This window comes from Mucilaginibacter sp. GW821-FHT07G05, from assembly GCF_059418565.1.
Genome location: NZ_JBWKQC010000009.1, coordinates 1 through 12,743, shown reverse-complemented (window position 1 = coordinate 12,743; position 12,743 = coordinate 1). Strand labels below are relative to the sequence as shown.

11 protein-coding genes are annotated in these 12,743 nt (G+C 44.2%); 2 read left to right on the top strand and 9 right to left on the bottom strand.

Annotated elements, in window-relative coordinates; translation table 11 throughout:
• The 8 genes from AC07NA_RS20315 to AC07NA_RS20280 form a co-directional block, all read right to left on the bottom strand.
• Entirely contained in the window at positions 1 to 666 is a 666-nt protein-coding gene (locus AC07NA_RS20315; RefSeq protein ID WP_494899335.1) for a DUF4397 domain-containing protein, read from the bottom strand.
• A 113-nt stretch (positions 667 to 779) separates the two neighbouring features.
• Entirely contained in the window at positions 780 to 1,904 is a 1,125-nt protein-coding gene (gene dnaN / locus AC07NA_RS20310; protein WP_345212620.1) for a DNA polymerase III subunit beta, read from the bottom strand.
• A gap of 34 nt (positions 1,905 to 1,938) precedes the next feature.
• Positions 1,939 to 4,344 carry a gliding motility-associated ABC transporter substrate-binding protein GldG gene (gldG, locus tag AC07NA_RS20305; protein WP_494899334.1) on the bottom strand — a complete coding sequence of 802 codons (2,406 nt, stop codon included), beginning with the start codon at positions 4,342 to 4,344 and terminating at the stop codon, positions 1,939 to 1,941.
• Between the two features lie 612 nt (positions 4,345 to 4,956).
• Positions 4,957 to 5,964 (bottom strand): lipid A deacylase LpxR family protein, encoded by a 1,008-nt coding sequence (locus tag AC07NA_RS20300; protein ID WP_494899333.1) that lies wholly within the window; start codon positions 5,962 to 5,964, stop codon positions 4,957 to 4,959.
• A gap of 262 nt (positions 5,965 to 6,226) precedes the next feature.
• On the bottom strand, positions 6,227 to 6,733 hold the full coding sequence (locus AC07NA_RS20295; RefSeq protein WP_494899332.1) for a putative outer membrane beta-barrel protein: 507 nt from the start codon (positions 6,731 to 6,733) through the stop codon (positions 6,227 to 6,229).
• 340 nt (positions 6,734 to 7,073) lie between these two features.
• Entirely contained in the window at positions 7,074 to 7,589 is a 516-nt protein-coding gene (locus tag AC07NA_RS20290) for an outer membrane beta-barrel protein (protein ID WP_494899331.1), read from the bottom strand.
• A 131-nt stretch (positions 7,590 to 7,720) separates the two neighbouring features.
• A complete protein-coding gene (locus AC07NA_RS20285) occupies positions 7,721 to 8,224 on the bottom strand; it encodes a hypothetical protein (RefSeq protein ID WP_494899330.1) in 504 nt (167 codons plus the stop codon).
• Positions 8,225 to 8,232: 8 nt separating this feature from the next.
• A complete protein-coding gene (locus AC07NA_RS20280; protein WP_494899329.1) occupies positions 8,233 to 8,940 on the bottom strand; it encodes an ATP-binding cassette domain-containing protein in 708 nt (235 codons plus the stop codon).
• A 230-nt stretch (positions 8,941 to 9,170) separates the two neighbouring features.
• Here AC07NA_RS20280 and AC07NA_RS20275 point away from each other — a divergent pair, with 230 nt between their 5' ends.
• Together AC07NA_RS20275 and AC07NA_RS20270 are read left to right on the top strand one after the other, a co-directional pair.
• Complete coding sequence (locus AC07NA_RS20275; RefSeq protein WP_494899328.1) at positions 9,171 to 9,602, top strand: hypothetical protein; 432 nt, start codon at positions 9,171 to 9,173, stop codon at positions 9,600 to 9,602.
• Between the two features lie 88 nt (positions 9,603 to 9,690).
• Complete coding sequence (locus AC07NA_RS20270; RefSeq protein WP_494899327.1) at positions 9,691 to 11,172, top strand: glycine--tRNA ligase; 1,482 nt, start codon at positions 9,691 to 9,693, stop codon at positions 11,170 to 11,172.
• Positions 11,173 to 11,367: 195 nt separating this feature from the next.
• On the opposite strand, the gene AC07NA_RS20265 is transcribed toward AC07NA_RS20270, so the two are convergent.
• On the bottom strand, positions 11,368 to 12,477 hold the full coding sequence (locus AC07NA_RS20265; protein ID WP_494899326.1) for a Gfo/Idh/MocA family protein: 1,110 nt from the start codon (positions 12,475 to 12,477) through the stop codon (positions 11,368 to 11,370).
• Positions 12,478 to 12,743 lie beyond the last annotated feature (266 nt).

Sequence of the window (12,743 nt, the reverse complement as noted above, 5' to 3'; positions counted from 1 at the left end):
TTAATTGTTCGCTACAATGCCTGCTCCATAAGCGGCATCTTCTGTACCCGTTTTAGTTCCCTTTGAAAATATGGTATAAACACGGCCCGATACAAAAGTAACCGAATCAGATACAGCCACACTACCGGCTTGCGATACAGTTAGCAATTTTTTTCCCGGTTTGATGTTTACAAATTCAGTAGCTGTTTTAAACATAATACCATTAAACACTACTGTATCTGTATTTAAGGTTACCTTGTTGCCTGCATTATCTGTTGACGCATTCACAAACCTGATCCTTGCCGTTTTACTGGTATCGGTTGCAAAAGCATCGCTTACCAAAAACGAATTAGCATCGCTTGTGCCGGCAACAAACAGGGTATAATCTTTGGTAACTTCCAAATCCAACGCTTTTGTAAAAAGCACATCGGGCGTGCCACTCTTTTTAAACTGATACGTTTGTGCTCCCGGTGTAACACTCATATAGCCCGATGCGCCAATGGGCGTAATGGAAGCTACGGTGTTAAGCCTGTTACCATTTAAAAACACATTTAGAGAGGTGGTAGACAGGTTGTACACGTTAAGTGAGGCGATATCATTATCCTCCGGAAACACCAGATCTTTTTTATTGCAGGCTGTAAGTGCAGCCATCGCTATTGTAAGAAAAGTAAATGTTTTTAACTTCATAATTTTGGTTTATAATGCTATAACGTTTTTATAACGATTTGTTATAAGGGCTCATAAAAAAAGTCCGGGTGTTAAGCCGGACTTAGGTTGGATCTATAATTTAAGTTTACAACTTAAGCATAACTATTGAGCATTACCGGCATTACCAGCATCAGCACATCTTCATTTTCATCGCCACCTTGCGGCAACAATAAACCGGCACGGTTAGGGGTCGACATTTCCAATACCACCTCTTCGCTGCCCAGGTTTTTCAACATCTCGATCAGGAACCTCGCATTGAAGCCGATCTCGATATCTTCACCTTCGTACTGGCAACCTAAGCGCTCGTGCGCCTCGTTAGCAAAGTCAATATCTTCTGACGAGATATGCAGCTCGCTGCCATTTATTTTTAACCGTACCTGGTGAGTGGTTTTATTAGCGTAAATAGCAACACGGCTAAGTGAGCCTAAAAACGCCAAACGGTCAATATTTAATTTATTAGGGTTATTCAACGGAATTACCGCTTCGTAATCAGGGTAACGCTCGTCAATTAAACGGCAAACCAAATTAATGCTGCCAAATTTAAAGAAAGCACTGGTATTGTTATACTCTACCGCCACATTTACATCATCAGCAGGTAGCGATGATTTTAACAGCGTTAAAGCCTTTTTAGGCAATATGAACGAAGTAGTACCGGCAGCTTTGGCATCTTTACGGCGGTAACGTACCAGCTTGTGGGCATCGGTAGCTACAAAGGTAAGGTGCTGGGTTGATAGCTGGCAGAAAACCCCCGTCATGGCCGGGCGCAACTCATCGTTACTAACCGCGAATATGGTTTTGTTTATAGCTTCGGCCAGTACAGATGCAGGCAGGTTTACCTGCGACGCGTTCTCAACAACCGGAATTTTCGGGAAATCTTCACCATTCTCTCCGCTTAGTTTGTACTTACCATCGCCAGCGCTTATTTCAATAGCGAAAGTAGCATCATCTACCGAAAAAGCTATTGGCTGCTCGGGTAATGATTTCAAAGTATCTAATAATATGCGTGATGGGATGGCTATACGGCCATTCTCTTTAGCTTCAACCGCCAGCGAGGTAGTCATGCTGGTTTGCAGGTCGGTAGCCGAAATGGTAAGGCTGCCTTCTTTGATCTCAAATAAAAAGTTTTCCAGTATGGGCAATACGGTACTGTTGCTCAGCGCGCCGCTAACAGCCTGTAATTGCTTAAGTAATGTTGATGTAGAAACAATAAATCGCATATATAGTTATATTGATCACTCAAAAGTATAAAATTTAACGGGCATACTTTCTCTTGCGGAAATAATGTTGAAAAATAGCAAATATCAACACCATTGCCAACGGAATTACAGTATTTATTATTTGATAGTACAACTTATCGGTACGGATGCGTGCCCTGTCTAACAGGCGCAGTTTTATTTCTTTACCGCGTAAGGCTATCAGCCCCGAATCGTCGGTCATATAGTCGGCTATGTTGAGCAGCAGGTTTTTGTTACCGTAACTTTGCTGTGTGTAATGATCGTAACCCAGCGGATACGGTGAGCCGTCGCTGCCTACCTGGTTCTTTAAAATATCGCCATCGCTAATGATGATCATTTTAGTCGGCTTACTTTCGGGCAGTACCGCGGCATGGCTGCCTGCGCTATCGGGCACCGGGCGGTTACGAAAAGCAGAGGTAAAATTACCCTCCAGCAATACGCCTGTTACTTTAGGTACGCTTTGAAACTCCTTCGGGTTAGGCTCCTGCTCCAGCGCCTGTAATGATAACAGGTGCGGCGCGTTCAGCTTTTTATTGTAGGGCGATGAAGTAAGCAACACGGTTTTGTTAATGTCCTTGGTATCGAGTATATCAATGGTGCTGGCAAACTCACTGCGAATGCCATCTACATTTTTTACTACCGGATGCTTTGATACCGGGATAAATACCGGGTAAAACAACCAGGGCACCATTTGTATCTGCGCCTGCCCGCCCATGTTACCGGCAGCCACCGGGATCTGCGAACAGCTCATGTCGGCTATCAGGTCGTAATTGATACGGATGCCGTAACGGAACAGTTGATCATCGAGGTTCAATTTCTTAGGGAAGGCCAGTTGCTCGCCGCCGTGACCGCGCAGGCTATCAAGCTCGGCGCTTACCTGATCTATCGTCCATAGTACACGCCCACCCTGCATAATATATTGGTCTACCTTAAACTTTTCGGCCTCGGTAAAAGGGGCATCCGGCTTGGGTATCACCAGCAGTCTGATCTTGTTCAGGCTATCCACAGGGATCGTTTCCAGATCGACCCGGCCTATTAAGAAACCATCGGACAGTGATTTAAAAGCGTCATCCAGTTGCAGGTTGGTCAACTCGTTATGGCCTTCGGTAAAACCTACACGCGGCTTGCCATTACTGGTTACTTTTTTTATGGTCGATGAAAATGCGTATTCTAAATTTTGGATAGAATTGTTCAGCACCTCTTCGGGTGATAACCCGATACGGGTTTGCAGCAATTTAACGGCAATATCATGCCCACCCGATGATACCAGCGCGAACGGGAAGATCAGCTTTTGCGATACGCCATCATCGCTTTTTACACTTAGGTTTTGCGGTTCGATACCTTTATCATACCAATCCTGGTAGGCCTGCTTTTGCTCATCTTCCGACAGTCCTTTTATTTTCTCCAGCGGATCTACTAACTCATACTGCAACTTTCGTTTACTGTACGATTGCAGGTCGATCAGCATATCCACCGTAGCGCGCTGCAAACGCTTCATCCCCCCGGGGAAGTTATCGCCTTTTAAATAGATCGTCACATTAACCGGCGCGGCCAGGCTGTCCATCAGGTTGCGGCTTACGTCGGATATGGTGTATCTCTTTTCTTTAGTAAAATCAAAACGGGTAAAAGCGAATTGCGATAACAGCCCGAGCGAGATCATAATCGAGATCAAACTCAGCATAATGGTACCGCGGATACTTTTTTGCTGCTGCCTGATGAGCATGAACAGGGTAAACCATATAAAAAAGCCGGCCAACAGGATGAAATATACCAAATCGCGCGTATCCAAAACGCCCCGGCTTACCGACTGGTAGTGCTCGGTAATTCCCAGCGATTGCAGGCCAAGGTTTTGCAGGGAAAGGAGCTGGCTCAAAGAATCAAACCCGCTATAAAAAAAGAAGCACAGGAACACCGCCACGGTAAACGCGATGATCTGGTTTTTGGTGATTGACGAAGCGAACAAACCAATCGCAACAAATCCGCCGCCCAATAAAAACAAACCGATGTACGAACCTATTACCGCGCCGGTATCTATATTCCCCTCGGGCAAACCCAATGTATAAACCGAAAAGTAATACACCAAGGTGGGCAACAGCGCGAACAGCACCAACAGTAACGCAGCTAAAAACTTACCCAGCACAATTTGCCAATCGGTAAGCGGACGGGTAAGTAGCAGCTCAAAAGTACCTTCGCGGCGCTCTTCGGCCAGCGAGCGCATAGTGATAGCCGGTATTAGGAACATGAACAGGTATGGCGCGGTACTGAACAGGCTATCCAGCCCGGCATAACCGTATTCGAGGATGCTTGATTCTGGAAATACCCACAGGAAAAGCCCCAGCACCAACAGGAACACCCCGATGGTAACATAAGCAACCAATGAGCTTAAATAAGCGGTTATTTCTTTTTTTAAGATACTTAACACAGATAATTACGTTAATGGCCGAAATTACAATATTAAACAGCCTAACGCAATTTGATTTTTGGATTTCGAATTTCGGATGTTCAATTTCGAATTTATCGCCCTAACTAAATACAACAAAGCAATCTTTCGGCCTCACCCAGCCCTCTTCAAGGGAGAGGGCTTTAGAAAATGCTTCGTTTTCCGTCAGCAAACAGCTTCGGGCGAAAGCGGGCAGAACTGTGGAGGCCAGGAGCGCAATGGCGGGCATAGGAACTTGTTGCACGTGGGAAGGAAGTGAGCGGCGAAGCATGGGGCAAAAGTTCCAGCCCTAAGTTCTGCCCGGTTTGCAGGGGATGACCTCGTGCGGCAAAGAAGCCTTTTGCTGGACAAGGGTTTATTCGCTGTTTGTTTGTTTTTTATAGGTGCTCATGAGATCGCTTCGCTCAGTCTGTTACTTGCCCTCAAAAGTAATGGGGCACTGCGCCCAAGAGCAGACTGACGTTAATCACAGCAGAAGCATAAACCTACGTAGAGAGATTGCTTCGTTCCTCGCAATGACAAAAGTGATAAAAACTCGCAAACCACGACAGAATTGCTTTGCACATTACAATAAGAAAGCTTAAAACAAACCAATTACAAACCATCAAAACTATACCCCACACTTAAAGACCCATATTGACTACCTGCCGCGCGGCTTTGCACTTCTTTAGTGCGCAAACTAACCGCATACGTGGCGCTCCAGCGGGATGTGGCAAACTGCACACCCATTTTCTGCTCGTATACAAAAGGCTGTACGCCAAAAGTTATAGGGCCCTTATTATTACGGAACATGCCGCCTTCAATAGTAGCATCGTACGCTACATAGTTAAGCTGGGGGGTTAAATAAACGTATAGCTCTACCTTGCGGTGTCTGTCGCTGCCAAAACTCAGGCGACTATTGGTAGCGGCCGACTGAAAAAGTTTATCCAGCAACCCGAACCTCAATTGCAGGCCTGCCTGCGCCCCGGTAAAGGTATTGCCTACTAATGCTGATGGACTTACAGTAACATCAAACCATTTGGAGGCATTACGATACAACAACCGCTGATAATCAAACCGGGCATTTAAACCGGGCTCGTTACGGAGTTGGTAGTCCCAACCTTTTACCTCGTGAAGTTTAAAGGCGGAGTGAAACCAGCTTTGCACCTCTTTACCCAAAGCCGCAGGGCCTATAACCCCTACCTGCGCGCTCACTTTTATGGCGCTTTCATTTTTGTACAACCAGTTCATTGATGCGCCTGCAAACAGGTAGCCAGTAAATGGCCGGTCGATAGGTCGCGATTTTTTGAGGGTGGCTGAGTATGGATTAAAGATCTGCTGACCGCCTTCTATCTCTATTATCTTTTTAGCGAGATTGGGGTTGGTGATCTTATCGCGGTTGAGCGCGTGGGTATATTTTAAAGAAGCGCCGTTGGTATAATACCTGTCTTTCATGCGTGATATATAGGCATCGTTATCAGAGGTAATTCTGATCTGGCTTTTAAAGTTTTGCGCGTGTAAGGCGGCCAGCCCCAGGCAACAAAATACGCCTGAAAACAGTGCTTTTTTTAATATTTCTCCTGGGTTAAAAAAAACGCCTTTGATGTGATTTGGTGATAGCATAGCCTAATTTTTTAATATTGGGTTAATTGCTATCGCAAAATAATTAAATCGTAGGTTAAATAAGTTTCTTTAGGCTATTATGAACAAAACGAACAACCTGTAGTTGTAATGCTATAAAATGAACATATTGTATAAAGCACACTAACACTACCATTTAGCATAATTACCGGCTGTATTTTATGGCGCAGCTCAGTATATAATAAAAGAGGCAGTACCTCAAGCTGATGTACTGCCTCTTTTATTAAGATTATGTTGATTAAGCTTAGAACTTATAAGCCAAACGCAGGCCGAACTGACCGATGGTGCCGTCTTTTGACCATGCTTCGTAACGGATACCCGCTTCAACATTATCGGTAAAGGAATAACCTATACCCGGTGAATAAGCAAAGGCGGTGCCCATACCTTCTTCGGTTGAAAATACTGCGCCAAATTGAGCCTCACCAAAGAAACATTTTTGGAAGTAGTATTTACCACCCACCTTTACAGGGATGAAACCAAAGCCCGATTTGCCGCCTTCAACTTTATAATCGCTTTTAATACGGAAGTTGGAGTAACCTGCCGAACCTGTAAGGAAGAAATTTTCAGCTACAGGATGTTCATATTTAAGGGATGCGCCAATAACAAAAGAGAAACCTTCGCTGGCATCGCCAACCGGGGCGCCTAACTCTAAACCAACATTGAACCTGCCTTTATCGGCCGGAGTAGTTTGCGCGAATGAACTGAATACTGTGCCGCCTAATACGGCTAATGAGAATAAGATTTTTTTCATTTTAATTATTGTGTAATGTTTAGCGCGACGCCACAGGGTACCATCTGTTTTGCCGCAGTTTGATGACATTGACGCACATTATCGGCAGGATGCTACAGCCGGTCATCAAAAAAATTAAAATAAAAAACACTTAGTGTATCAGCGTTTAAACATTATTAGGTTAACAATTTATTCAAATCAAGTTAACAATCATAACGACAAACTTTAGCAGTAGTGTATTGAAATAACCCGTAAAAAAAGTATACTTTTTTTGTGATGCGTTGACAGAACATCGGATAACTAAACAAAAAAAGGCCCGGGTAAATACCCGAACCTCTGTAACAATTGTGAATTTTTGCTATTAAAATTTGTACGCCAAACGTAAAGCTACCTGGCTTGTAGTGCCATTTTTTGACCATGCTTCGTAACGTACACCTGCTTCAAAACCACCGGCAAAGGCATAACCAACACCAGGAGCGTAAGCGAATGCAGTACCGCCGCCATCTGATAAAAACGCCGCGCCTAATTGGGCCTCACCAAAGAAACCTTCGTCAAAGAAATATTTAAGACCCGCTTTTACAGGGATAGCGCTAACTTTTGGTTCTTCAAGACCAAGCGCTTTATAAGCGTCTTTAATATCGCTTTTTAACAAAAACTTTTGATAACCGGCAGAAAGTGTAGCAAACAGGTTTTCGGCGATAGGATGATCGTATTTTAACGAACCACCAATTACAAACGACGAAACGTCTTTTGAATCGCCTAATGGTAATCCTGCGTCAACACCGATGCTGAATTTGCCGCCTTCGTCAGAAGTTTGTGCGTAAGAACTGAACGTCGCTGCGCCCAGTACAAGTAATGATAAGATAATTTTTTTCATGTGAAACTGTAAATTAGGTTAATTTTTCGAAGACAAACTTATGAGAATTTATGATACAAGCAAATTTTCATCGAAATAATTAACTTCCAATTAATACAGACAAACAATAAATAATAAATATATTTTGGTGCTTACCAACCTATCCTGTAAGCTACGCGAATGCCGGTTTGGGTTAGCTGGTTTCCCCATTTTTCGTAGCGGAAACCAAGGTCGACGTTTTGTTTTTCACCAACCGGGATCAGAAACCCGGGACCGATGGAATAGGCGAATAATTTATCTTTTTCATAGTTCAGCCCGATGGCCGCGCCCAGCTCTCCTTCTATATAAAACCCCGAACTGGCAAAGTACCGCACCCCTGCTTTTACAGGCGCAAACTTAGCCGCCTCCTGGCTGATATTGCTGCCAATACGTGTACGTTTAAAGCCGAAACTGCTGTAGCCACCTGTTATGCTCAAACTTAAAGGATCGCTAAGCGGTATCTCTACTTTGCCCGACAGCGAAAATCCAACTTTATAAATGCTCATGGTAGGTATCCCAAGTTCAGGCCCTATACTGAAAGCGGCGGTTGGTGTAACTGTTTGGGCTTTGGCGGTGAGCGCATAACAAAATAACAGGGCCAGTAAAAGCTTCTTCATAGAAGGGTTTAGTTGTTGGTGAGTTGTATAAAAATATTTTCCAGCGTTTTGTCGCCGTTCTTTTGGCGCAAACCCTGCAAGGTATCGTTGGCGGCTATTTTCCCTTTATTAATGATGATCACATGATCGCACACGGCTTCTACCTCCTGCATAATGTGGGTGGATAGCACAATGGTTTTGGTTTTACCCAGATCAAGTATCAGCTGGCGGATGCCGATCAACTGGTTAGGGTCGAGGCCGGAGGTAGGTTCATCCAGTATCAGCACTTCGGGGTTGTGCAATATGGCTTGCGCCAGCCCCACGCGTTGTTTATAGCCCTTTGATAGCTGGCCAATCTTTTTATGCTGCTCGGGGCCAAGGCCGGTTTGTTCAATTATGGCAGCTATCCGCTGTTCGGGGGCATGGAGTTTATGAATCCCCGCTATAAAACCCAGCGACTCCTTCACATACATTTCCTGGTAAAGGGGGTTGTTTTCGGGCAGGTAACCGATGTGTTTTTTAACATCGAGCGGCTGCTTAATCACATCAAACCCGCATACCAACGCGTTGCCCGATGTTTGCGGAATAAAACCCGTAAGTATTTTCATGGTGGTTGATTTACCCGCCCCGTTTGGGCCTAAAAACCCCAGCACACCGGGTTTGGCCGTAAACGAGATATTATCAACCGCCTTTTGTGTACCGTATATCTTGGTCAATCCTTCTACCGAAATACTCATGGCGGTAAAATTATGGTATAGATTTTAAATGTGACATAGAGATATGATAATTATGTATGTTTATGATTTATTATCACCTTTATTCAAACCTTAACTTAACCTTTATCATGAAGTACGCTTACATTTTTTTAATCTGCACGTTATTTACAGCCTGCCAAGAAAAGCCAAACAGTAACACAAAATCCCTTTCAGATTCGTCATCTTTAAAAACCACACAAACACCGTATAAGTTGACAAATATTGTCACCCACGCTTTTTCTGATCAGCAAAAGCAAGATACATTCAAATTATTCTTATCAGGCCCAACCATACTTAACAGTAAGATAAGCTTTAAGATAATCAGCTTTAACAATAAACAGATCTTTACAGATGATTTTAATGGCAAGGATTTACTTGGTGACTTTGAGGGCAGTGAGCAGCAACAAAAAGATACCATCAATGTACGATTTAAAAGATTCTTCCATCAGTCGGCATTCAAAACACCCGCTATTAACAAAACGGACAAGATAGACAAGGATTATATTATACAATCTGCCTTTGATGCTATTAAAGACGATGCCACCTCTATAGGCTTTACCTATTATAAAGGATACGAAGGTGTATATCCAATTGCTTACGCTAAAAAGAAAAAAGAAACTGTACTGTATTTCGCGTTCGATTAAATATACCTAAACTACTTATTGCGAGATATAAATATCTCGCACTTCAAACTTTCGCACTTTCATAGTAAAAACTATCTTTGCCACTATTATGAGTAAAGCGACCGACGAACTTTTTAAGAACGTAATATCACACGCTAAGGAATACGGCTTTGTATTTCAGTCAAGCGAAATATATGATGGACTAAGTGCTGTTTACGATTACGGACAAAATGGTGCCGAGTTAAAGAACAACATTAAAACTTACTGGTGGAAAGCCATGGTGCAAATGCACGATAACATTGTGGGTATTGATTCTGCAATTTTCATGCATCCTAAAATATGGAAAGCAAGCGGCCACGTTGATGGCTTCAGCGATCCGATGATTGACAACAAGGATTCAAACAAACGCTATCGTGCCGACCAGTTACTGGAAGACAAGATAGCTAAATATGAGGCCGACGGTAAAACCGACAAAGCTGCTGCTTTGCAAACCGCTATGGACGATGCCCTGAAAGCTGAAGACCTGCCGCGTTTAAAAGAGCTGATCATTGAGCAGGAAATTGCCTGCCCCGTTAGCGGCACCCGCAACTGGACAGATGTACGCCAGTTTAACCTGATGTTCAGCACACAGGTTGGCGCTATTGCAGATGAATCGGATACTATTTACCTGCGCCCCGAAACCGCGCAGGGTATATTTGTGAACTACCTGAATGTGCAAAAATCGGGCAGGATGAAAATCCCTTTCGGTATCGCGCAAATTGGTAAGGCTTTCCGTAACGAGGTGATCGCGCGCCAGTTCATTATCCGTATGCGTGAGTTTGAGCAAATGGAGATGCAGTTTTTTGTACGCCCCGGCACGCAAAAAGAGTGGTTTAACAAATGGAAAGAAACCCGCCTGAAATGGCACCTTGCCCTGGGCACCGACGAAGCTAAATACCGTTACCACGAGCATACCAAACTGGCACACTATGCCGACGCGGCCTATGACATTGAATTTAATTTTCCGTTCGGGTTTAAAGAGGTAGAAGGGATCCACAGCCGTACCGATTTCGATTTGAGCCAGCACCAAAAGTTCTCGGGCAAAAAAATGCAATACTTCGATCCTGAGCTGGGTGAAGACGGCAAGCCTTACGGTAACTATATCCCTTATGTAATTGAAACATCAATAGGTTTAGACAGGATGTTCCTGCTTACCATGATCAACGCTTACGAGGAAGAAGACCTGAGCACCGAGGACAAGCAAGACAGCCGTACCGTGTTGCGCCTGCATCCTGCCCTCGCGCCGGTAAAAGCCGCTATTTTCCCGCTGACCAAAAAAGATGGTCTGCCTGAAAAAGCACGCGAAATAATGGACAAACTGAAGCTCGACTTCAACCTGCAATACGAAGAAAAAGATGCTATCGGTAAACGCTACCGTCGCCAGGATGCTATCGGTACACCTTTCTGTATCACGGTAGATCACCAAACACTGGAAGACGATACTGTAACCATCCGCTACCGCGACACCATGGCACAAGAACGCGTACCGGCCAGCCAATTAGAAAAAATAATCGGCGACCAGGTAAGCTGGAAGAACCTTTTGAAAGCGTAATTTAGCGGAAAGCTAAAAGACTAAAGCAAAAAGCCTCATTTAGGTTAAAGCTAAAAGACGAAAGGTGCTCTAAGCTGAAAGGAAAAAAGGCGAAAGGTTAAAGGTGGATTGTCCGCTTTTAACCTTTCGCCTTTTTTGTGCAGTATCTTTACGTTGTCAAAATACCTTTCAGCTTTTACCTTTATCCTTTCACCTTTACCCTATTTTCTCTCTCTTCCCCGATGCAATGCTGCGGTAAATGGCATCTATCACCAGCATATCCTTACGTCCTTCTTCGCCGGGAACTATGGTTGGTTTCTTGTTGATCACGCAGCGGGCAAAATCATCCATTTGCAGGGCCTGCTGGTTCACCTGCGGAAAGTTCATGGGCCCGGCAGAGGTGCTGCCATGTATACCACCATAGCCAAAAGCTGGTTGTAATTCGAAAGTCCCCTTTTCGGCAGTCACCTTGAGGTAGCCCCAGTTGTTATTATAGCTCGATCTGCCTTTGGCTTTTAAACCATCCGGAAATTCCAGTTCCCAGAAGATGGTTTCATCTACATCTTTAAACAGGTCGGGTTTGGTTTTTTCTTCGGTAGCGGTTACGTACAGTGGCTCTTTACCCACGCTGTATCTTGAACCCTGAATAGAGTACACGCCCATGTCCATCAACGCGCCGCCGCCTGATAACGCCTTTTTTAAACGCCAGGCATTCGGGTCGCCGCCATAAACAAAGCCGTTAGCGGTATCAATCGCGGTCACTTTGCCCAACACCTTTTGCTGACCAAGGCGCATTACCTCCTGGTTATGCGGCTCGAAATGCAGGCGATACCCTATCGATAGCATCCGGTTGGCTTTCTTACAGGCTTCTATCATTTCGGCACAGTCGGCTGCGTTTAGAGCCATCGGCTTTTCGCATATTACGTGTTTGCCTGCTTTAGCCGCACGTATGGTAAACTCCTTATGCAGGGCAACCGGTAGCACTATGTAAACAATATCAATAGCAGGGTTATCCTTTATCGAATCGAAATTGGCGTAGTTATAAATATTTTTCTCGGGGATGTTATATTTTTTGCTCCAGTCATCGGCTTTTGATGGTGTGCCCGTAACAATGCCGGCAAGGTAACAATTGGTGGTTTGCTGCAAGGCCGGGGCTAATTGCCCGCCTGCGTAACCGCCCAAACCTACCAACGCTATGCCCAGCTTTTTATCGGCAGGCAAGCCCAGTGAAAACGCGTTTAAAGTTGGAGCCAGCGCCAACGCACCTGCGCCATAGCTTAAACTTTTCAGGAAATTTCGTCTGCTAAAGGAATCGTTTAGTTTCATAAGTATCGATATTGTTTAAGTATATTGATTGATAGAAACATACATTACTGAAGCCGGGGTTGCTCCTGTTACAACCTTAACAACAGGGAGTTAAAAAATGTTGTGGCTTTTTTGAATTTAGTTATAGATGTGGGGTAAAAGCTAAGTCCTGAATTTAGAAAATGTGTCATTGCGAACGTAGTGAAGCAATTGTCTTGTCCTGAAAAGGGTTTACGTTAAAGTAAATCAAATGAAAGGAAAAGAATTAAAAGAAAAGCGTCGGTCAC